20 protein-coding genes, 3 tRNA genes and 1 pseudogene are annotated in these 21713 nt (G+C 68.4%); all 24 read right to left on the bottom strand.

Going from position 1 to position 21713, the window contains the following annotated elements; translation table 11 throughout:
• Positions 1 to 73: pseudogene (locus tag AC07PZ_RS31425) on the bottom strand (GTP-binding protein); the annotation flags it as partial.
• Positions 74 to 147: 74 nt separating this feature from the next.
• A tRNA-Thr gene (locus AC07PZ_RS31430) sits at positions 148 to 222 on the bottom strand.
• A 52-nt stretch (positions 223 to 274) separates the two neighbouring features.
• Positions 275 to 348 (bottom strand) — tRNA-Gly (locus AC07PZ_RS31435).
• A gap of 88 nt (positions 349 to 436) precedes the next feature.
• A tRNA-Tyr gene (locus AC07PZ_RS31440) sits at positions 437 to 522 on the bottom strand.
• Positions 523 to 613: 91 nt separating this feature from the next.
• Complete coding sequence (locus AC07PZ_RS31445; protein WP_495299113.1) at positions 614 to 1315, bottom strand: uracil-DNA glycosylase; 702 nt, start codon at positions 1313 to 1315, stop codon at positions 614 to 616.
• Positions 1312 to 2112 carry an indole-3-glycerol phosphate synthase TrpC gene (gene trpC / locus AC07PZ_RS31450; RefSeq protein WP_495299114.1) on the bottom strand — a complete coding sequence of 267 codons (801 nt, stop codon included), beginning with the start codon at positions 2110 to 2112 and terminating at the stop codon, positions 1312 to 1314. The genes AC07PZ_RS31445 and trpC overlap by 4 nt, the downstream gene beginning before the upstream one ends.
• A 27-nt stretch (positions 2113 to 2139) precedes the next feature.
• Positions 2140 to 3165 (bottom strand): anthranilate phosphoribosyltransferase, encoded by a 1026-nt coding sequence (gene trpD, locus AC07PZ_RS31455; RefSeq protein WP_495299115.1) that lies wholly within the window; start codon positions 3163 to 3165, stop codon positions 2140 to 2142.
• A 37-nt stretch (positions 3166 to 3202) separates the two neighbouring features.
• On the bottom strand, positions 3203 to 3886 hold the full coding sequence (locus AC07PZ_RS31460) for a LysE family translocator (RefSeq protein WP_495299116.1): 684 nt from the start codon (positions 3884 to 3886) through the stop codon (positions 3203 to 3205).
• Between the two features lie 46 nt (positions 3887 to 3932).
• Positions 3933 to 4979, bottom strand: a complete 1047-nt coding sequence (gene ltaE, locus AC07PZ_RS31465; protein ID WP_495299117.1) for a low-specificity L-threonine aldolase — start codon at positions 4977 to 4979, stop codon at positions 3933 to 3935.
• A gap of 5 nt (positions 4980 to 4984) precedes the next feature.
• Positions 4985 to 5569, bottom strand: coding sequence for an aminodeoxychorismate/anthranilate synthase component II (locus AC07PZ_RS31470; RefSeq protein WP_495299118.1), 585 nt, complete (start codon positions 5567 to 5569; stop codon positions 4985 to 4987).
• On the bottom strand, positions 5566 to 5949 hold the full coding sequence (locus AC07PZ_RS31475) for a GxxExxY protein (RefSeq protein ID WP_495299119.1): 384 nt from the start codon (positions 5947 to 5949) through the stop codon (positions 5566 to 5568). Before AC07PZ_RS31475 ends, AC07PZ_RS31470 begins: the two co-directional genes overlap by 4 nt.
• Positions 5950 to 5954: 5 nt before the next feature.
• Positions 5955 to 7457, bottom strand: coding sequence for an anthranilate synthase component I (trpE, locus tag AC07PZ_RS31480; RefSeq protein ID WP_495299120.1), 1503 nt, complete (start codon positions 7455 to 7457; stop codon positions 5955 to 5957).
• A 252-nt stretch (positions 7458 to 7709) separates the two neighbouring features.
• A complete protein-coding gene (locus AC07PZ_RS31485) occupies positions 7710 to 8462 on the bottom strand; it encodes an ABC transporter ATP-binding protein (RefSeq protein WP_495299121.1) in 753 nt (250 codons plus the stop codon).
• Positions 8459 to 10243 carry a branched-chain amino acid ABC transporter ATP-binding protein/permease gene (locus AC07PZ_RS31490; protein ID WP_495299122.1) on the bottom strand — a complete coding sequence of 595 codons (1785 nt, stop codon included), beginning with the start codon at positions 10241 to 10243 and terminating at the stop codon, positions 8459 to 8461. Before AC07PZ_RS31490 ends, AC07PZ_RS31485 begins: the two co-directional genes overlap by 4 nt.
• The gene (locus AC07PZ_RS31495) at positions 10240 to 11295 is read right to left on the bottom strand and encodes a branched-chain amino acid ABC transporter permease (protein ID WP_495299123.1); all 1056 of its coding nucleotides are present in this window, start codon (positions 11293 to 11295) and stop codon (positions 10240 to 10242) included. Before AC07PZ_RS31495 ends, AC07PZ_RS31490 begins: the two co-directional genes overlap by 4 nt.
• A gap of 52 nt (positions 11296 to 11347) precedes the next feature.
• Positions 11348 to 12508 carry an ABC transporter substrate-binding protein gene (locus tag AC07PZ_RS31500; RefSeq protein ID WP_495299124.1) on the bottom strand — a complete coding sequence of 387 codons (1161 nt, stop codon included), beginning with the start codon at positions 12506 to 12508 and terminating at the stop codon, positions 11348 to 11350.
• Between the two features lie 83 nt (positions 12509 to 12591).
• Positions 12592 to 13338, bottom strand: a complete 747-nt coding sequence (locus AC07PZ_RS31505) for an ABC transporter ATP-binding protein (protein WP_495299125.1) — start codon at positions 13336 to 13338, stop codon at positions 12592 to 12594.
• Positions 13339 to 13352: 14 nt separating this feature from the next.
• Positions 13353 to 15155: a branched-chain amino acid ABC transporter ATP-binding protein/permease gene (locus AC07PZ_RS31510; RefSeq protein WP_495299126.1), complete on the bottom strand. Its 1803-nt coding sequence runs from the start codon at positions 15153 to 15155 to the stop codon at positions 13353 to 13355.
• Positions 15152 to 16192, bottom strand: coding sequence for a branched-chain amino acid ABC transporter permease (locus AC07PZ_RS31515; RefSeq protein WP_495299127.1), 1041 nt, complete (start codon positions 16190 to 16192; stop codon positions 15152 to 15154). Before AC07PZ_RS31515 ends, AC07PZ_RS31510 begins: the two co-directional genes overlap by 4 nt.
• A 19-nt stretch (positions 16193 to 16211) precedes the next feature.
• Positions 16212 to 17372: an ABC transporter substrate-binding protein gene (locus AC07PZ_RS31520; protein ID WP_495299128.1), complete on the bottom strand. Its 1161-nt coding sequence runs from the start codon at positions 17370 to 17372 to the stop codon at positions 16212 to 16214.
• A gap of 90 nt (positions 17373 to 17462) precedes the next feature.
• Positions 17463 to 18257, bottom strand: a complete 795-nt coding sequence (locus tag AC07PZ_RS31525; protein WP_495299129.1) for an SDR family NAD(P)-dependent oxidoreductase — start codon at positions 18255 to 18257, stop codon at positions 17463 to 17465.
• Positions 18254 to 19066 (bottom strand): cyclase family protein, encoded by an 813-nt coding sequence (locus tag AC07PZ_RS31530; RefSeq protein WP_495299130.1) that lies wholly within the window; start codon positions 19064 to 19066, stop codon positions 18254 to 18256. Before AC07PZ_RS31530 ends, AC07PZ_RS31525 begins: the two co-directional genes overlap by 4 nt.
• 16 nt (positions 19067 to 19082) lie before the next feature.
• Positions 19083 to 20333: an SDR family NAD(P)-dependent oxidoreductase gene (locus AC07PZ_RS31535; protein ID WP_495299131.1), complete on the bottom strand. Its 1251-nt coding sequence runs from the start codon at positions 20331 to 20333 to the stop codon at positions 19083 to 19085.
• A 31-nt stretch (positions 20334 to 20364) separates the two neighbouring features.
• The gene (locus AC07PZ_RS31540) at positions 20365 to 21543 is read right to left on the bottom strand and encodes a thiolase family protein (RefSeq protein ID WP_495299132.1); all 1179 of its coding nucleotides are present in this window, start codon (positions 21541 to 21543) and stop codon (positions 20365 to 20367) included.
• Between the last annotated feature and the right edge of the window lie 170 nt (positions 21544 to 21713).

Genomic DNA, 21713 nt, shown 5'->3' on the forward strand with positions numbered 1-21713 from the left:
TGCCATGGTCCACGTGACCAATCGTGCCCACGTTCACGTGGGGCTTGGTGCGGGTGAATTTACCTTTTGCCATTTTTTCGACTCCGAAAAATAACTGGATTCAACACATTCAAATGGGGTTGCGCATGCGTCGCGCAACCCCATAACTGGTGCCCTTTGCGGGAATCGGACCCGCGACCTCTCCCTTACCAAGGGAGTGCTCTACCACTGAGCCAAAAGGGCCTGTTCTTACCAACCACGCCCCGCAAAACGGGACGCTTACCGACACAGAGACTGGAGCGGGAGACGGGAATCGAACCCGCGTCATTAGCTTGGAAGGCTAGGGTTCTACCATTGAACTACTCCCGCATCGTGACGCTCCGCAACGCTGCGAAACATCTCGTGCGCGTGCAAATCAGGCGCTCTCGATCATCTGCAATCAACCAAAAATCTTCGCTGGTGGAGAGGGCTGGATTCGAACCAGCGTACTCGTAAGAGGGCAGATTTACAGTCTGCTGCCATTAACCACTCGGCCACCTCTCCGGCGAACCGCGGAATATAGCACGCTTGAATTCGTTTGTCGAACATCTTGCGCTGCATCTCATTCCGCAGACATGAGAAATGTACCAGCGGTTTAGCGTTGTTTCGCCTCGCGCCAGCGTTTTGCCTCACCAAAATGTCCGCAGCCGATGAACGGTAGGGGCGGACGCAACGCCGACAGGGGCGACGGATGGTTCGCAACCAGCACCTTGTGACGTTGCGCATCAATCAGCGCCCGCTTGCTCTGCGCATGCGAACCCCACAGCATGAAGAGCGCCGACTGGTCGCGTTGCGCCACATGGCGGATCACCGCATCCGTGAGAACCTCCCAGCCCCGACCCGAATGGCTGGCCGCCTGCCCCTCCTCCACGGTCAGGCAGGTGTTCAGCAGCAGCACACCATGCGTGGCCCACTTGACAAGGCTGCCGCCAGGCTCCGGGAAGGTCGGCATCGGCGTACCGAGATCGCGTTGCAATTCCTTGAAGATGTTCCTCAGCGAAGGCGGCAAAGCCACCCCTGGCGCGACGGAAAACGCAAGCCCTTCGGCCTGGCCACGGCCGTGATAGGGGTCCTGCCCCAGGATCACGACGCGCACCTTCTCGGGCGGCGTCAGCTCCAGCGCACGCAGCGGCTTCGGCGGGAAGATCACGGCCCCGGCATCGAGCCGTTCGCGCAGGTAGCCGAGCAGCTTGCGGCCAGGCGCACTCGCGAAGAACTCATCGACCAGCGGCTGCCAGCCGGGCGCCACGGGCCAGTCCGCCGGATTGCAACTCGTCAGTTGCGTCGGCGCGCTCACCGGAACAACTCCGCGAGCGCCTCGCCCGGTTCGTCCGCCCGCATGAAGGTCTCGCCGACCAGGAACGCGTGCACGCCCGCGGCGCGCAGCGTGGCGACCTCCGCGCGCGTGGCGATGCCCGACTCCGTCACCGCGATGCGCCCCGGGGGAATCTTCGGCAGCAGATCGATCGTGTTGCGCACCGACACCTCGAAGGTCCGCAGGTTGCGGTTGTTGACGCCGATCAGCGGCGTCTTCAGTCGCAGCGCACGGTCGAGCTCGGCGGCATCGTGGACCTCGACCAGCACCGCCATGCCGAGCCCCAGCGCGATCGCCTCGAAGTCCCGCATCTGCGCGTCGTCGAGGCAGGCCGCGATCAGCAGCACCGCATCGGCGCCGATCGCGCGCGATTCGTAGATTTGATACGCGTCGATCATGAAGTCCTTGCGCAGCACCGGCAGGTCGCACGACGCGCGCGCCTGCTTCAGGTAGTCGATGCCGCCCTGGAAGAACTGCTTGTCGGTCAGCACCGAGAGACAGGCGGCACTGATGGCGCCGTCGCCCTCCGCATAGCTCTGCGCGATGTCGGCCGGAATGAAGTCGCCGCGCAACACGCCCTTGCTCGGGCTGGCCTTCTTGATCTCGGCGATCACCGCGGCCTGCCCGGCGTCGACCTTCGCGCGCAGTGCGCCCACGAAGTCACGCGTCAGCACGCGGCTTTCGGCGTCGAAGCGAATCGACTCCAGTGGGGTCTTGCGCAGGGCCGCGGCGACCTCTTCACGCTTGACGGCAACGATCTTGTTGAGGATGTCGGACATAGGTTCGAAAGAAGTTCGGATTCGGTTTCAAGCCGCCTGGGTCGCGGCGACGAGCTCGGCCAGCTTGGCCTTGGCCGCACCGGATTCGATGACGGCACGCGCACGCGCCACGCCGCCGGCGATGCTGTCGGCCACGCCCGCAGCGTACAGCGCGGCGCCGGCGTTCAGCACGACGATATCGCCGGCTGGACCAGGCTGCGCGTCGAGCACGCCGAGCAGCATGGCCTTGGACTGCTCCGGCGTCTCGACCCGCAATGCGCGATTGCTCGACATCGCAAAGCCGAAGTCCTCGGGATGCAGTTCGTATTCGCGGATTTCGCCGTTCTTCAGCTCACCCACCATGGTGGCGGCGCCCAGCGAGATCTCGTCCATGCCGTCGCGGCCGTAGACCACCAGCGCATGCTCGGCGCCGAGCCGCTGCAGCGCGCGCACCTGGATACCGACCAGGTCGGGGTGGAACACGCCCATCAGGATGTTCGGCGCGCCCGCCGGATTGGTCAGCGGGCCGAGGATGTTGAAGATGGTCTTGATGCCCAGCTCCTTGCGCACCGGCGCCACGTTCTTCATCGCCGGATGGTGGTTGGGCGCGAACATGAAGCCGATGCCGACGTCGGCGATGCACTGGGCGATCTGTGCGGGCTTCAGGTTGATGTTGACGCCCAGCGACTCCAGCACATCGGCACTGCCCGACTTGCTGCTCACGCTGCGCCCGCCGTGCTTGCTGACCTTGGCGCCCGCAGCGGCGGCCACGAACATCGAGCAGGTCGAGATGTTGAAGGTGTGCGAGCCGTCGCCACCCGTGCCGACGATGTCGACCAGGTTCGTCGTGTCGGCCACGGAGACCTTGGTCGCGACCTCGCGCATCACCTGCGCGGCGGCGGTGATCTCGCCGATGGTTTCCTTCTTGACGCGCAGGCCGGTGATCAGCGCCGCCATCATGACCGGCGAGCATTCGCCGCTCATGATGAGCCGCACGATGTGCAGCATCTCGTCGTGGAACACTTCGCGGTGCTCGATGGTGCGCTGCAGCGCTTCCTGGGGGGTGATGGGCATGTCTCTTGTCTCCCTGAAGGGTCGATGGATCGATGGGTCAATGAATCGGGGCGGAAAGCGGGTTGTCCGAGAACGCAAGCCGGACACCGAAGCCGATGAAGATCGCGCCGGCTGCACGCTCGAGCCAGCGCAGACCGCGCTGCACGGCGCCGACGCGCCGCGCCATCCAGGCTGCCGCCCAGGCCCAGCCGAAATTGACCCACAGCGCGTTGAAGTTGAACAGCAGGCCGAGCGCCAGGAAGGCGAGCGACGGATGGGCCGCATCGTGCGCAATGAACTGCGGCACGAAAGCCAGGAAGAAGAGCGCGACCTTGGGGTTGAGCGCGTTGGTCCAGAAGCCGCGACGAAACACGCGAGCGAGCGACTCCGCGGATGCGCCGCCGTGCTCGGCCTGCTCGGCCGACTGCCCCAGAACCACGCCATCTCCGCTCTTCTTGCGTGCAACGATCATCATCACGCCGACATAGACCAAGTAGGCAGCACCCACCCACTTGAGTACGGTGAACGCCGTCGCCGATGCCGCCAGCAAGGCGCTCACGCCCACCGCCGCGGCCACGATGTGCACACAGCAGCCGGCCGCGATGCCCAGCGACGCGATGAGGCCGGCGCCGATGCCGCGGCGCAACGCATGCGTGATCACGAAGAACACGTCCGGCCCGGGCGTGACGTTCAGGAGCAGGCCGGCGGCGATGAAAGCCAGGAGGTGCGGTGTGTCGGGCATCGCGCTTCTTTCGTTGCGAGTTGCTGGGGGTGGGGGAGCTGGGCGTTCACGCCCCGAAGAAACGCCGGATCGCCGCCACCGCGCGATCGACGCCAGCGGCATCGACGTCGAGGTGCGTCACGAAGCGCAGCCGATAGAGGCCGGTCGCCAGAATGCCCTCGGCCGCGAGTTGCTCGATCAGCGCGGAGGACTTCGGCTTCAGCGCATCCGCCAGATCGACGAACACGATGTTGGTGTGCGGCGCCTCGACCGAGAGGCCGTCGATACCCGCCAGTCCTGCCGCCAGCCGCTGCGCCAGCGCATGGTCGTCCGCCAGGCGGTCGATGTGGTGGTCGAGCGCATGCGAGGCCGCTGCAGCCAGCAGGCCGGCCTGGCGCATGCCACCGCCCGCCATCTTGCGGATGCGGTGCGCCCGCGCGATCAGCTCGCGCGACCCGCACAGCGCCGACCCGACCGGCGCACCCAGCCCCTTGCTGAAGCAGACCGACACGCTGTCGAAGCACTGCGCGATGCGGCGCGCCTCGTCGCGCACGCCGCGGCCGGTCTGCGCCGCCTGCGCGGTCGCGGCATTGAAGAGCCGGGCGCCGTCCAGATGCCGCTGCAGGCCATGCGCCGTCGCCAGGCCGGTCGCGGCCTCGACATAGCCGAAGGGCAGCAGCTTGCCGCCCAGCGTGTTCTCCAGCGCGAGCAGCCGGGTGCGCGCGAAGTGCGCGTCGTCGGGCTTGATGGCCGCCTCGATCTGCGCAAGCGGCAGCGTGCCGTCGGCGGCATGGTCGAGCGGCTGCGGCTGCACGCTGCCGAACACCGCCGCGCCACCGCCTTCCCAGCGGTAGCAATGCGCCTGCTGGCCGACGATGTATTCGTCGCCCCGGCCGCAGTGCGACAGCACCGCGCAGAGGTTGCTCTGCGTGCCCGTCGGCATGAACAGCGCCGCCTCGAAGCCGAGCATGGCGGCGACCTTCTCCTGCAGCGCGTTGACGCTCGGATCGGTGCCGAAGACGTCGTCGCCGAGCGGCGCGGCCGCCATGGCGTCGCGCATCGCGCGCGTGGGTTGGGTGACGGTGTCGCTGCGCAGGTCGACGGGTCGGGTCATGGCATTCATTCGAGAAAGTTTCTGAGCATGGCGTGGCCATGCTCGGTGAGGATCGACTCGGGATGGAACTGCACACCCTCGACGCGCACTTCGTGCGCAAAGCCGGTGTGCCGCACACCCATGATCTCGCCGTCATAGGTCCACGCGGTAATGGCCAGCGCCTCGGGGCAGCTCGCGCGCTCGATGGCCAGCGAGTGGTAGCGGTTGACCACGAATTTCTCGGGCAGACCCGCGAACACGCCTTCGCGCGTGGTCGTGATCTCGCTGGTCTTGCCGTGCATCAGCTGCTGCGCGCGCACGATGCGCCCGCCGAAGGCGGCGCCGATCGCCTGATGGCCGAGGCAGACGCCGAGGATCGGCAGCTTGCCCGCAAAGGCCTGGATCGCCGCCACCGAAACGCCCGCCTCCGCCGGCGAGCACGGCCCGGGCGATATCACCAGCCGCGCGGTGCCGGCGGCGATGCGCTCGCCGATCTGCGCCACGCTGATCTCGTCGTTGCGCTGCACTTCGACCTCGGCGCCCAGTTCACCGAAGTACTGGACGATGTTGTAAGTGAAGCTATCGTAGTTGTCGATCATCAGGAGCTTCATGGCTTGCTCACGATCCGGTGCACGCCCTTCACGACGGGGAACACGTTGAAGTTGATCAGCAGCCCCAGCTTGAGGCCGGACACGCGCAGCGCAGCCATGACCTGCGCACGATGCAGCTCGTTCAGCGCATCGACCGTTCGGAGTTCGACGATGACCGACTGCTCGATCACGAAGCCCGCGCGGTACACCTCGCCGAGCGACCGGCCCTTGTAGGCCGCCGACAGCGGCACGTCGCGCGCAAAGCCGATCTCGCGTTCTGCGAGCTCGATCGCCAGCGCCGACGAATACGCCTGCTCGAGCAGGCCGGTGCCGAGCACCCGCTGCACTTCGACGGCCGCGCCGATGATCTCGTGCGAAAAATCGTTCTGTATCTCGTTCATCGCGTTCACTCCAGTCCCTCTTCCACCAGTTCCGCGGCACGCAGAAGTGCGCGCGCCTTCGCCTCGGTCTCTTTCCATTCGAGCTCGGGCACCGAATCGGCCACCACGCCGGCCGCGGCCTGCACATGCAGCATCTGATCCTTGATGAGACCCGCCCGGATGGTGATGGCGACGTCCATGTCGCCGGCGTAGCTGATGTAGCCGCAGGCGCCGCCGTAGATGCCGCGCTTGGTCGGCTCCAGCTGATCGATCAGTTCCATCGCGTGCACCTTGGGGGCGCCGGTCAGCGTGCCCGCGGGGAAGGTGGCCTTCAGCACGTCGATGGCGGTCATGCCGTCCTTCAGCGTGCCTTCGACGTTGCTCACGATGTGCATCACGTGGCTGTAGCGCTCGACCGCGAAGGCCTCGGTCACCTTCACGCTGCCGATCTTGGCGATGCGGCCGATGTCGTTGCGCGCGAGGTCGATCAGCATCACGTGCTCGGCGCGCTCCTTCGGGTCAGCGATGAGTTCGGCCTCCGCGGCCTTGTCGAGTTCCAGCGAGGCGCCGCGCGGACGCGTGCCGGCCAGCGGACGGATCGTCACCTTCTGCTCGCCATCGGGCGTGTTCTCCTGGCGCACCAGGATTTCCGGCGAGGCCGCGACCACATGGAAATCCCCCAGGTTGTAATAGAACATGTAGGGCGACGGATTCAGCGAGCGCAGCGCGCGGTACAGCGACAGCGGCGACTCGGTGTAGCGCTTGCTGATGCGCTGGCCGATCTGCACCTGCATGAAGTCGCCACCGGCGATCAGTTCCTTGGCACGCTCCACGGCCGCGATGTAGTCGGCCTTGGCGAAGGACCGCTCGGCCGGGTGCGCCTGCGACGGCTTCACCTGCGGCGCACTGACCGAGTACTTGAGCTGTTCGCGCAGCCCGCGCAGCCGGCGCTTGGCGTTGGCATACGCCTCGGGCTGGCCCGGGTCGGCATAGACGATCAGGTAGAGCTTGCCCGACAGGTTGTCGATGACGGCCAGCTCCTCGCACTGCAGCAGCATGATGTCGGGGCAGCCCAGCGTGTCGGGCGGGCAGGACGCCTCGAGCTTCTTCTCGATGTAGCGCACCGCGTCGTAGCCGAAGTAGCCGGCCAGTCCGCCGCAGAAGCGCGGCAGGCCGGGCCGCAGCGCGACCTTGAAACGCTTCTGATACGCGGCGATGAAGTCGAGCGGATTGCCGTCCGCGCTCTCGACGACCTTGTCGTCGGTCACGACCTCGGTGCGGGCCGCGGCGCCGAAGCCGCTCGCACGGATCAGCGTGCGGGCCGGCAGGCCGATGAAGCTGTAGCGGCCGAAGCGTTCGCCGCCGACCACGGATTCGAGCAGGAAGCTGTACCTGCCGCCGTCCTTGGTGTGCGCAAGCTTGAGGTACAGCGAGAGCGGGGTTTCGAGGTCGGCAAAGGCCTCGACCATCAGCGGAATGCGGTTGTAGCCCTGCGCGCTGAGGCTTTTGAATTCGAGTTCGGTGATCACGGGAGGTCTCCATCAGCCAGGGCGCGGAGGTTGGCCGCTGGCAGTGTCATTCAGGAATCAGGCCCCGCATCGTGCGGACGGAGGCCACGGGCGCACGGCGTGCGCCGTGCAATCAAACAGACAGCAACGATGGCGTACGCCAAGGCCAGGCTCCCCGGCTGCCTTGACCTGTCTGGATGACGTGATGAATGAACATGGAGCGGCGAGTTTAGCCGACGCTTTGGCGGGATGGAAAGAGCGCGGGTTTACCCGTCACGCGTCGTCGTGCGCGCCGCCACCGAGATACGTCGCCTGCACGCGCGCGTCGCCCGCGAGATCCTTCGAGGCGCCCGATAGCGCGATCTCGCCCGTTTCGAGCACGAAGCCATGGTCGGAACTCTCGAGCGCGGCGCGCGCGTTCTGCTCGACCAGCAGGATCGACACGCCGTCGTCGCGCAGCCCGCGCACGATCGCCAGGATGTCGCGCACGATCAGCGGCGCCAGCCCCAGGCTCGGCTCGTCGAGCATCAGCAGGCGCGGCGCCGACATCAGCGCACGCCCGACCGCCAGCATCTGCCGCTCGCCACCCGACAACGTGTCGGCGCGCTGCGTGCGGCGCTCGGCCAGCCGCGGGAAGCGGTCGTACACCGACTGCAGCCGGCGTTTCATGGCGTCGCCGCGCAGGCGCTTCGCATAGGCACCGAGCTGCAGGTTGTCGAGCACCGTCAGCTCGCCGAACAGCTCGCGCTTTTCGGGCACCAGGCACAGGCCACGCTCGACCCGCGCCTCCACGTCGAGCCCGCGCAGGTCCTCGCCTTCGAAGCGCAGCGTGCCGCGCGACGGCAGCAGGCCCATGGCCGCGGCCAGCAGCGTGGTCTTGCCCGCGCCGTTCGGACCGATCACCGAGATGATCTGGCCCGGCTGCAGGCTCAGCGTGACGCCGCGCACCGCCTCGACCTGCCCGTAGGCCACATGCAGGTCACCGATTTCCAGCATCGGCGTGCCCGCCTTCACCGCCGAACTCATACGACGCTCCCCAGATAGGCGGCCTGCACGCGCTCGTCGGCACGCACCGCGGCCGGCACGCCTTCGACGAGCTTCGCGCCGAAATTCATCACCACCAGCCGGTCCACCAGTTTCATCACGAAGTCCATGTCGTGTTCGACGATCAGGATCGTCACGCCTTCCCCGCGCAGCTTGCGCAACAGCTCGCCGAGCGCCATCTTCTCCTTGCGGCGCAGGCCGGCGGCGGGCTCGTCGAGCACCAGCAGCACCGGGTCGGCGGCCAGCGCACGCGCGATCTCCAGGATGCGCTGCGTGCCCAGCGGCAGGCTGCCCGCGAGCTCGTGGGCCCGGTCGCCGAGACCGATGCGATCGAGCTGCCGCCGGGCCTCCTGCAGGATCTGCCGTTCCTCGGTGCGATCGAGCCGCAGGCCGGCCTGGAGCACACCGGCACGCGTGCGCGAATGCGCGCCGAGCGCGACGTTGTCGAGCAGGCTCATCTGCGGCCGCAGCTTGACGTGCTGGAAGGTGCGCGCCAGGCCGAGCCGCGCCACCGCGCGCTGCGGCAGCCCGGCGATGTCGCGGTCCATGAAGCGCACCCGGCCCGCGCTCATCGGCATGGTGCAGGTCAGCAGGTTGAACATGGTCGACTTGCCCGCGCCGTTCGGCCCGATGAGGCCGACGATCTCGCCGGCTTTCACGTCGAAGCTCACGTCGTTGACCGCCACCAGCCCGCCGAAGCGCTTGACGGCGCCCTGCACCGACAGGATCGGCGTGCCGCGCGCCGGCAGTGCACGCTGCGGCAGCGGCGCCACGGCGGCCAGCGGCGCGTGCGGCGCCACGCGCGCCCGGCGCCGCGACCAGCGCCGCACGAAGCCCATCAACCCGCCGCGCGCGAAGTGCAGCAGCAGGATGAAGAGCGCAGCGAAGGTCACCGCCTCCAGCTGGCCCGCGTTCTGCGTCAGCAGGGGCAGCACGTCCTGCAGTCCGTTCTTCAGCACCATCACCAGCGCCGCGCCGACCAGCGCGCCGGCCAGCTGGCCCAGGCCGCCGGCCACCGCCATCAGCAGGTACTCGATGCTGGCGCGCACGTCGAAGGGCGACGGACTCACGAAGCGGTTCATGTGCGCATAGAGCCAGCCCGCGAGGCCGGCGAACAGCGCCGCCGTGACGAACAGCGACAGCCGCACGCGGTACGCATCGGCGCCGACGCTGGCCAGCAGCGTGGCGCCGCCGCGCAGGCTGCGGATCGCGCGGCCCGGCCGCGAGGCCAGCAGGTTGTAGCTGAACAGGAAGGCCAGCCCGACCACGACCCAGATCAGGTAGTAGATCGCGCGCGGCTCGGCCAGCGACCAGCCTGCGATCGACAGCGCGGGGATGTTCGACAGCCCGGTGTGGCGCCCCAGCGCGTCGACGTTGCCGAACAGCATCGCGATCGACAGCCCCCAGGCGATGGTGCTCAGTGGCAGGAAGTGCCCGCCGAGCCGCAGCGTGAGCATGCCGATCGCCAGTGCCGACAGCCCCGTGAGCAGCAGCGCGAACAGCAGCCCCAGCCAGGGCGACAGGCCCTGCACGGTCGTGAGCCAGGCGGTCGCATAGGCCGCGATGCCGACGAAGGCGGCCTGCCCGAACGAGGTCGCGCCACCGATGCCGGTGAGCAGCACCAGCCCCAGCGCGACCAGTGCGCCGATGCCGATGTCGTTCAGCAGGGACACGGTGAAGTTGCCGACCAGCGCGGGCGCCAAGGCCAGCAGCACGACGATGGCGACGGCCCAGGCGCGCGGGCTGAAGAGGAAGCGCTTCATTCGTCCACCTCCTCTTCGTCTTCCTCGGCATGCCGGGTCATGAAGGACCTCAGCATCAGCACCGGGATCAGCAGGCTGAAGACGATCACGTCTTTCAGGGCACCGCTCCAGAACGACGCGAAGCTCTCGACCAGGCCCACCGCCAGCGCGCCGACCGCCGTCATCGGGTAGCTCACCAGGCCGCCGATGATGGCCGCCACGAAGGCCTTCAAGCCGATGATGAAGCCCGAGTCGTAATACATCGTGGTGACCGGCGCGATCAGCACGCCGATCAGCCCGGCCAGCAGCGACGCGCAGCCGTAGGCCAGCAGGGCCGTGCGCGCCGGCCGGATGCCGACCAGCCGCGCGCCCACCCGGTTGACGGCCGTGGCGCGCAATGCCTTGCCCGCCACCGTGCGCTCGAACACCAGGAAGAACAGGCCGCTCAGCACCACGGCCGAGCCGACCATCAGCAGCACCTGCCCGCTCACGGTGAAGCCGTCGAACAGGGTGATGACGCCACCGGCGAGCGGCGCCGTGCGCGAGCCCTCCGGCCCGAAGAACAGCAGGCCCACACCCGACATCAGGAAGTGCAGCGCGAGCGACACGATCAGCAGCACCAGCACCGACGCATCGGCGATGGGCTGGAACACCACGCGTGCCAGCAGCGGTGCGATCGGCACCACCAGCAGCAGCGTGGCGAGGATCTGCACCGCGGGCGGCATGCCCGCGCGTGCCGCGCCCCACGCCAACGCACACGGCACCAGCGGCAGCAGGCCCCAGGCCGCCACGGCCCGCGGAATGCGCGCCTTCTCGCCCCGGCGCAGCAGGCTCGCGACCTCGGTCACGGTCGCCAGCGCAGCCAGCACCATGACCAGCCCGATGGTCGGCGGCACGCGGCCGGTCTCGAAGGCGGCCAGCGTCAGCGCGGTGAAGGCCGCGATGTCGCCGAAGGGCACGAAGACGACCCGCGTGACCGAAAAGATCAACACCAGGCCCAGTCCGGCGAGCAGGTAGACGGCGCCGTTGGCAAGCCCGTCGACGCCCAGGATGAGTGCCACGTCCCACGTCATTGAAACGTCCTTTGCATGATCTCCTCGTCGGTTGCCTGCAGTTCGTGCGCGCTCAGGGAACCAGCTTCCACTGGCCCTTCTCCATGCGCACGATCACCACCGCGCGCTGGTCCGAGCCGTAGCGGTCGTCGGGCTTGAAGTTGTAGACGCCATGCGTGCCCACCAGCTCCTTGGTCGTGACGATGGCGTCGCGCAGTGCCGTGCGGTACTGCGGCGTGCCGGGCTCGGCCTTCACGCGCGAGGCCGCGTCGGCCAGCAGCAGGTACGAGTCGTAGGTGTACGACGAGAAGGCGTCGGTCGGCACCACGTTGTAGATCTTCTGGTAGGCGGCGCGGTAGGCCATCGACACCTTCTTGATCGGATTGCTGTCGGGCAGCTGGTCGGCCACCAGCACCGGGCCGCTGGGCACCTGCAGGCCTTCGATCGAGGCACCGCCGACGCGCACGAAGTCGGCGTTGATCAACCCGTGCGTGCCATAGAGCTGGCCCTTGTAGCCGCGCTCGGCGAGGCCGAGATAGGGCAGCGCCCCCGGCGTGCCGGAGTTGCCGGCGAACACCGCGTCGGGCCGGGCGGCGACGATCTTCAGCACCTGGCCGGCCACCGAGGAGTCGCTGCGCGCATAGCGTTCGTTCGCCACCACCTTGATGCCCGCGGCCTCGCAGCTCTTCACGAGCGAGTCGTAGGCCAGGTCGCCCAGCGCGTCGGAGAAACCGATGAAGGCGACGGTCTTCACGCCCGACTTCTTCATTCGGTCGACCACGGCCGAGACCATCATCGGGAAGGACTGCGAGTTCGTCACGACCCACGCGCCTTCGGGGCCCGGAATGGTCACCGGTGTGGGCGAGATCAGCGGCACGTTCAGTTCGCGCGCGACGGCGGCGATCGCCATCGCGCCCGGCACGCCCGACGTGCCGATGAGCACGTCGACCTTGTCGTCGACCACCAGCTTGCGCGCGTTGCGCCCGGCGGTCGTCGGGTCGGACGCGTCGTCGAGCACGATCAGCTCGACCTTGTGGCCGGCCAGCATCGGATGCTCGGCGATCGCCGCGCGGATGCCCTTCTCGTAGGGAATGCCGAGTGCCGACACCGGACCGGACAGCGAACTGATGAAACCGACCTTGAGATCGGCGGCCAGCGCGGCCGAGCTCGCGGTCGCGGCGAGAAGCGCCACGGCGATGCCGATGGCCGAAGCAGTTCGATTCAGTGCAGTCATGGGGTTCCTTACATGAAAAGTCAAAGATTCAGACCTCAACGATCTGGGTAAAAAAAGGGGCGCCCGCAGGCGCTTGGTCGCCTTCATCCGGCCAACAGGTCCTGGTGCTTGCCGGCCAGGCCCAGGTAGGCCTCGACGACGCGCGGGTCCTTCGCGAGCTGCGCGGCCGGGCCGTGCATCGTGATGGCGCCGGTCTCGAGCACGTAGGCGTAGTCGGCGACCTGCAGCGCCGCGCGCGCGTTCTGCTCGACCAGCAGGATCGACACACCGCGCTCGCGCAGCGCCGCGATGATGCGGAAGATCTCGCGCACGATCAGCGGCGCCAGGCCCAGGCTAGGCTCGTCGAGCATCAGCAGGCGCGGCCGCGCCATCAGTGCGCGGCCGATCGCGAGCATCTGGCGCTCGCCGCCCGACAGCGTGCCGGCCAGCTGCGTGCGCCGCTCCTGCAGCCGCGGGAACAGCACGAAGATCTCGGCCAGCGTCTCGGCCTGGTCGCGCAGGCCGCGGCGGTAGCGGTCGAACGCACCGAGCGCGAGGTTGTCCTCCACACTCATGCCGGCGAACAGCTCGCGCTTCTCGGGCACCAGCGTCATGCCGGCGCGCACCATCTGCTCGACCTGCGGCGAACGGCGCACCACGCCGTCCAGCTCGATCTCGCCACGCGACGGCAGCACGCCCATCACGGCGGACAGCATCGTGGTCTTGCCGGCGCCGTTGGGGCCGATCACCGTGACGATCTGCCCCGCGCCGACGCTCAGGTCGGCGTCGACCAGCGCGTCCACCTTGCCGTACGACACCGTGAGCTTGCGCACGTCCAGGATCTTTTGCACTTGCGCCGCCGTCGTCATTCGTCCACCCCGCCCAGATAGGCCTCGAGCACCGCCGGGTTCTTCTGCACCTCGTCGGGCAGCCCTTCGGCGATCTTCTGGCCGAAGTCCATCACCACCACGCGATCGACCAGGCCCATCACGAAGTCCATGTCGTGCTCCACCAGCAGGATCGCCATGCCTTCGCCGCGCAGCTTGCGCAGCAGCTCGCCGAGCGCCTGCTTCTCCTGCAGCCGCAGGCCCGCCGCGGGCTCGTCGAGCAGCAGCAGCGACGGGTCGCTGGCCAGTGCCCGCGCGATCTCCAGCGTGCGCTGCTGGCCGAGCGCCAGCGAGCCGGCGTCGGCGTACATGTGCTCCTTGAGCCCGACGCGCTCGACCTGCACTGCGGCCTCGGCCAGCAGCCGCTTCTCTTCGGCGCGGTCGAGCCGCCAGGCCGACGCCAGCACGCCGCGCGAACCGCGCAGGTGCGCGCCGATCGCGACGTTCTCGAGCACGCTCATCTCGGGCATCAGCCGCACATGCTGGAAGCTGCGGCTCAGTCCGAGCCGCGCGATGTCGCGCGAGTCGCGGCCGGTGATGGCCTGGCCGCGGAACAGCACTTCGCCCGAAGTCGGCGTGTCGACACCCGAGAGCTGGTTGAACATCGTGCTCTTGCCCGCGCCGTTGGGGCCGATCAGCGCGAGGATCTCGCCTGCATGCACCGTGAGGTCCATGGCGTTGTTGGCGACCAGCCCGCCGAAGCGGCGCGTCACGGCCTTGGCCTGCAACACGACTTCGCCGCGCGGCGGCATCGCGCGCCGCGGCAGCGGCTCGGCCGACGCCGGCGCCGCACGCTGCACCGTGCGCTGGGGCAGCACCTTGGCGACGAGGCGCGCCAGCAACCCCCACAGGCCGGAGCGCGAGCGCTGCAGCAGCAGCACCAGCAGCGCGCCGAACACGATCATCTCGAAATTGCCGGTGCGCCCGAGCAGGCTGGGCAGCAGGTCCTGCAGCCACTGCTTGAGCACGGTGATCACGCCCGCGCCCAGGAACGCGCCCCAGACCTGGCCGGCGCCGCCCACCACCGCCATGAACAGGTAGTCGATGCCGTACTGCAGGCTGAACGGCGACGGATTGACGAAGCGCTGCAGGTGCGCATACAGCCAGCCCGACGCGCAGGCCTGCAGCGCCGCGATCACGAAGATCACCATGCGCGAGCGCGCGGTGTTCACGCCCATCGCCTCGGCCATCACCACGCCGCCCTTGAGCGCGCGGATCGCGCGGCCCTGGCGCGAGTCGAGCAGGTTCTGCGTGGTGAGCGCGGCGACCAGTGCGAAGACCCAGATCAGGTAGTACATCTGGTTGGCCGTGGTGAGCGGATAGCCGAACACCGAGATCGGCGGAATGCCCGACATGCCGGTCTGCCCGCCGAGCCGCTCGAAGGTGCCGAACATGTAGTACAGGCTGATGCCCCAGGCGATGGTGCCCAGCGGCAGATAGTGGCCCGACAGGCGCAGCGTGAGCGCACCCAGGATCAGCGCGACCGCCAGCGTGAGCAGCAGGCCCGCGGCCAGCGCGATCCAGGGCGAATGCTGGCTCCATGCGAAAGCCGCCGGCAGCTCGATCACGCCGGTCGACAGCGCCGCCGTGGTGTAGGCGCCGAGCCCCACGAAGGCCGCCTGCCCGAAGCTGGTGAGGCCGCCGACGCCGGTCAGCAGCATCAGGCCGAGCGCGACCAGGCCGTACAGCCCGATGTAGTTGAGCAGCGTGACGTAGAACGGCGGCACCACCCAGGGTGCGACGGCCAGCAGCAGGACGAAGACGAGAAGACCCTTCTTCATTCCTCGTCCTCCACGTGCTTGCTGGTGAGCGAGCGCCACAGCAGCACCGGGATGATCAGCGTGAACACGATGACTTCCTTGTAGCCGCTGGCCCAGAAGGCCGAGAAGGCCTCGATCAGCCCGACGATCACGGCGCCGATGGCCGCGACCGGGTAGCTCACGAGCCCGCCGATGATCGAGCCGACGAAGCCCTTCAGGCTGATGATGAAGCCCGAGTCGTAGTAGATCGTGGTCATGGGCGCGATGAGGATTCCCGACATCACGCCGATCAGCGTGGCCAGGAAGAAGGTGGCCTTGCCGGCGAACACCGGCGAGATGCCCATGAGCTGTGCGCCGTTGCGGTTCATGGCCGCCGCACGCAGCGCCTTGCCGTACAGCGTGCGGCCGAACATCAGGTAGAGCGCGCCGATCAGCGCCAGCGCCACCGCGATCACGCACAGCGTCTGCGCCTTGATGCGGATGTTGCCGAACTCCAGCGTCGCGTCGATCAGCGGCGTGGTGCTCGCGCCGCCCGGGCCGAACACCAGCAGGCCGACACCGACCATCGACACGTGCAGCGCGATCGACACGATCAGCAGCACCAGCGCCGGCGCATCCGCGATCGGCTGGAACACCAGGCGATAGAGCAGCGGGCCGATCGGCACCAGCAGCGCGAGCGTCAGCGCGATCTGCGCGGCCATCGGCATCGTCGCCAACGGCAGCTTGTAGACCAGCGCCACGAGCAGCGCCGGATAGATGAATTTGGCTGCGAACAACCATCGCAGCGGTGGCGCGCGGTCGCTGCCGCGCAGGCGCAGCGCGATGTCGATCGCGGCCGAGCCCAGGCACAGCCCGACCAGCAGCCAGACCACGCCCGTGGTCTGGCCGGCCTGGACGGCGGCCATCGTGAGTGCGCCGTAGGCGACGAACTCCCCTTGCGGGATCAGCAGCACGCGCGTGACGGTGAAAACGAGGACGATGGACAGCGCCAGCAGCGCATAAATCGCGCCATTGGTGATGCCATCCTGGCCCAGCAGCGCGGCAATCTGGAAGTTCATGCTCCGGCGTACCCGTCCATCACTTCAGCAGTTTCCAGGTGCCGTCCTTGACGATGATCATCTCGCGGCCGCGGTCGTCGAAGCCGCTGTGGTCGGCCGGCGTCATGTTGTAGACGCCCTGCGTGGCGACCAGCTCCTTGGTCTGCTCCAGCGCGTCGCGCAGCGCCGCACGGAACTCCTTGGTGCCGGGCTTGGCCTTGGCGGCGGCGATGGGGATCGCCTTCTGCAGCAGCAGGCCGGCGTCGTACACGTTGGCGCCGAAGGTCGCGGGCTTGCTGCCGTTGAGCTTCTCGTAGGCGGCGATGTAGTCGACGGCCATCTTCTTGGACGGGTTGCTGTCCGAGATCTCGGGCAGCACGAGCATCAGGCTCGCGGCCAGGATCGTGCCTTCGACCTTCTTGCCGCCGAGCTTCAGGAAGTCGGGCAGCGCGGCGCCGTGCGTCTGGTAGATCTGGCCCTTGTAGCCCTGGTCGACCAGCGTGGTCTGCGGCAGCACGGTCGGGCCGCCGGCAGCGGCGACCAGCACCGCGTCGGGGCTGGCGGACAGCAGCTTCAGGCTCTGCGCGGTGACCGACGTGTCGGTGCGCAGGAAGCGCTCGGTCGCGACGATCTTGATGCCGGCCTTGGCCGTGAGCTCGCCCACCACCTTGACCCAGTTCTCGCCGTACGGGTCGTTCAGCGCGATCAGGCCCAGCGTCTTGACCTTGGCCTTGACCATGTGGTCGACCAGTGCCTTGGCGATGATGTCGTCGTTCTGCGTGGTCTTGAAGACCCACTTCTTCGGCTCGGTCATCGGCAGCACCACGGCCGCGGTGCCCACCGGTGCGAGCATCGGCACGCCGGCTTCGGCGACGAACTGGATCACGCCCATCGCGTTGGGCGAGCCGCTCGGGCCGATCAGCGCATCGATGTTCTGCTCGCTGATGAGCTTCTTGATCTCGGTGACCGAGTTGGTCGAATCGCTGGCGTCGTCGCGCGAGAAGTATTCGACGGTGATGTCGCCGATCTTGGTCGGCAGCAGCGGCACCGAGTTCTTCTGCGAGATGCCGACCAGCGCGGTCGGGCCGGTCGACGAGGTCACGACACCGACCTTCACCTGCGCCAGGGCGGGGCCGGCCAGCGCGGCCAGCGCAGCGAGTGCGACGGGCGCCAGGAGGGACTTGAGTGGCTTGAGGGACATGGCGAAAAGCTCCGGGTTGGGAAGTGGAAGGAGGAGGATGAAGTTACATCAAGAAATGGGCCAGCTTGGCGCCACGACACAGCAAAAGATTCACAGCGCGAGGCTGCCGACGCTGGTTCCGCCGCACACGTACAGCACCTGGCCGGTGATGAAGCTGCTGGTCGGGTCCGCAAAGAAACGCACGGCGCGTGCCACGTCGGCCGATTCGCCGAGCCGCTTGACCGGCACCGACGCAGCCAGCGCGCGCTCCTTGTCACTGCCGGCCTCGACCACGTCGTAGAACATGTCGGTGCGGATCGGCCCCGGCGCCACCACGTTGACCGTGATGCCGTCGGCCGCGAGTTCCAGCGCCCAGGTGCGCGCCATGCCCAGCATGCCGGCCTTGGTGGCCGAATAGGCGGTGCGCGTGGCCAGCCCGACCGCCGCGCGCGACGACAGCAGCACGATGCGGCCGAAGTGCTGCGCACGCATGGCGGGCAGCGCGGCCTGCACCAGCTGCACCGCACAGCCCAGGTGCAGCTCGACCAGCATGTCGAGGTCGTCGAGCTTCACGTCGGGCAGCAGCGCGGGGCGGATCACGCCCGCGTTGTGCACCACCGTCGTGACCTCGAAGCGCCGAGCCATCTCGGCCGCGGCCTGCGCCGTGGCCGCGCGGTCGCTCAGGTCGACCTCGATGCTGTGCAGCCGCGGATGGTCGATCGGCGTCTTGCGGCGCGCGAGCGAGACCACCTCGTAGCCCTGCGCGAGCAGCTCTTCGCAGATCGCCTTGCCGATACCGGCACTGCCGCCGGTGACGGCCGCGACCGGGCGCTTCTCGCCGGTGACGGCGGCAACCAGGCGCTTCTCGCCAGTGGTGGTGGCCGCGTGCTTGTCGTTCTCACTCATGACGTCGCTCCGATCAACGCCAGCACCCGCAGCGGGCTCCCGCTGCCCTTCTCGATCTTCAGCGGCGGACAGATCAGCACCGCGCCCGCGGGCGGCAGCAGGTCGAGGTTGCTCAGGCACTGCAGGCCGTAGCGGCCGGCGCCGTGCATGTAGTAGTGGCACGGATAGGGCGGGCGCTGGTGGTAGCCCTGGCCCGCGTCGGTGCCGATGGCCTCCGAACCGAAACCCAGCACGTCGCGCTGCTCGACCAGGAAGCGCACCGCCTCCGTGCCCGGGCCGGGCGTGTGCTGGCCGGTCTCGTCGAAGTTCTGATACGCCTCGGGGTCCTGGCGCTTCGACCAGTCGGTGCGCATCAGCACCCAGGCGCCTTTCGGGATGCGGCCATGCGCGGCTTCGTAGCGTTCGATGTCGGCCACGGTGAGCAGGTAGTCGGGGTCGGCGGTGGCCTCGGCCGAGCAGTCGATCACGCAGGCCGGTGCCACGAAGTTCTGCACCGGGATCGTGTCCACCGAGTTGTTCGGCAGGTCGCGGCCCGAGATCCAGTGGATCGGTGCATCGAAGTGCGTGCCCGTGTGCTCGCCGCAGGAGAAGTTGTTCCAGTACCAGCCCGGTCCGCGCTCGTCGTACTTCGACACCTCCTCGATGCGGAAGGGCCAGCACTGGCCCATCTCGGGCGGCAGCGCGATCTGCGGGAACTCGGGCGTGAGCGTCTGCGTGAGGTCGATCACGCGGATGCGCCCGCTGGCCAGCGCGCCCACCAGGCCGCCGAGGATCTGGGCGGTGGACATCGTTTCGGTCGTTGGATTCATGTCGTCGTCTCGTTCGTCAGCCACCGGAGGCCAGTTCTCGTTCGAGAACCTTCGGGTTGTCGCGCCAGCGTTCGAGCCACTCCTGCGCGACCTCACCCGGGTACACGTCTTCCACACCGTCGCGCAGCGCCTTCACGATCGCGTTCGCCAGCGTCGCGGGCGCGAGCTTGGGCGCGGGCATCTGCTGGTTCCATTCGTCGTCGATCGGTCCCGGGAACACGTTGACCACGCGGATGCCCGCGGGCCGCATCTCGGCGCGCAGGCATTGCGCGAGCGAATACGCCGCGGCCTTCGACGCACTGAAGGTGCCGTGCGGCGGGAAGTTGCTGAGCGCATAGATCGACAGCAGGTTGACCCAGGCCGTCGCACCGGTCGCGCCGTCGGCCGAGCGGCCCTTGAGCGCCGGTCCGAACTCCTGCGCCAGCCGCAGCAGGCCGAAGTAGTTGATGTCCATCTCGGCGCGCGCCACGTCGGTGCCACGGCGTCCGCCGATGCCGAAGCTGCGATGCACCTCGGCGTTGTTGATCACGATGTCGACCTTGCCGCCGATCTCGCCGGCCAGTTCGGTCACGGCACGGCCGTTGGTCAGGTCGAGCGGCACCAGCGTGACCTGCGGCAGCGCGGCGATGTCGTCCAGCCCGCCGGTCTTCTTCCACGGTTCGGCATGGCCGACCCAGACGATGTCGGCACCGGCCTTGACCAGCGCGCGCACCAGCGCCTGGCCGACCTCGGTCTTGCCGTCGGTTACCAGCACCTTGCGGAACTTCGGGTCGCTGGTCATTTCCCTGAGCATGCTGTCGTCGGCCATATGGGCGCTCCCTTCCTTCGGAAATCCGATCAATACCGCCTGCCCCGCGCGGTCGAGCTGCGCGCCGACGCGCACCCGCGCGGGCGCCTCGCCGACCTCGCCGTGCAGATGCACCATCAGCGTCGGGCCGGCGTCCAGGTGCACCAGCCCCAGCCGCCACGGCAGCCGTTCGCGGAAGTACATGTCGTTGCTGTGGCTCAGCGTGGTGCTCGCGAGCAATTGGCCCGCGCCGTCCTGCTCGCGCCAGCGCAACTGCGGCGACAGGCACTTGCAGCAGGCCTCGCGCGGCGGGTACTGCACCGTGCCGCAGTCCTCGCAGGTCTGCAGTTCGAAGCGCCCTTCCGCGGCGGCCGCCGTGATGCCCAGCGCCACGCGGCCGCGCGCCCAGGACGGCAGGTTCATCTGCGGCGTGCGCAGCACCGGGTTCTTGCGCGGTGGGCGCATCAGGGGCATGGTCATCGCGCCTCCCGGTGCATGTCGTCGTTGCGCTTCATTGCGATCTCCCGAGGATCACCGCGCCGGTGCACAGGCAGCGGTCGTAGGTCACCATGCCGAAGCCGGCGACCACGCCGAGCGCGGCGTCCTTCACGGCCCGCGGACCGGCCGCGCCGGTGAGCTGGCGGATCGCCTCGGTCATGCCGAGAAAGCCGCCGGCCGCACCGGCCTGGCCGGCCGAGAGCTGGCCGCCGCTGGTGTTGTTGGGGAAGCTGCCCGCATGCGTCATGCCGTGCGCACGCACGAAGGCCGGGCCCTCGCCGTGCGCGCAGAAGCCCAGCCCTTCGAACTGCATCATCACGATCACCGGGTAGTCGTCGTAGGTCTGCACGAAGTCGATGTCGGCGGGCGTCACGCCGGCTTGCGCATACAGCTCGTCGGCATCGACGGCCCAGCCGCCGCGCACCATCACCGGGTCTTCGGCATACGCGTTGTGGCGCTCGATGGCACCGCGCACCACCGCATGCGGCAGGCCGAGGTCGCGTGCGCGCTCTTCGGTCATCACCAGGAAGGCCTCGGCGCCGGCGCAAGGCATGACGCAGTCGAACAGGTGGATCGGATCGGAGATCGGCCGCGCGGCCATGTACTCGGCCAGCGTCAGCGGTTTCTTGAACATCGCGTTCGGGTTCAGCAGCGCGTTGCTGCGCTGGTCGACCGCGATGCGTCCGAAGTCCTCGCGCGTGGCGCCGAACTGGCGCATGTAGTTGGCGGTGATGAAGGCGAAGATCGAGTTCGGCCCGCCCGCGCCATAGGGGTAGGTGGCGTCGCGCGCGAAGTCGCTGAAGGCGCCGAGCGTCTGGCGGAACGAGTCGACATGGTTGGTGTCGGCCGCCACGCAGGCGACCACGTCGGCATCGCCCGCCTGCACCGCGCGCGCCGCCCGGCGCAGGCACATCACGCCCGACGCGCCGCCGGTCGGCACATGGTCGAGCCAGCGCGGCGACAGGCCGAGGTGCTGTGTCACGCCGACGGCGGTGTCGGGCGCGAGCGAGAAGCTGCTGACGCAGAGGCCGTCGATGGCGGACTTGTCGAGGCCGCTCGATTTCAGCAACGCATCGACCGCCTGGCCGAGGAACCAGTGCGCGCCGTGCGTCGAATGGCGCACGTAAGGCACGGTGACCGGCACGGCCACGGCCACACCTTCGTAGGACTGGCGGCGTCTTGGATTCTTCATCGGCAGGCGCGCTTCTCTGTGTGCTGGTTTGCGTTCGGCGGGTTGCTGGTCGGCAGGCTGCTCTCCGGCGGATTGCTGTCCGGGGCGCGTGCGGAGGCCACGGGGTATCTCCCTCCGCGAATGTCCCCCGCCGACTTCGTCGGCTCCTCCTTGATTTCGCTGCGGGAGAC

Source organism: Variovorax sp. GW821-FHT10B04 (genome assembly GCF_059415645.1).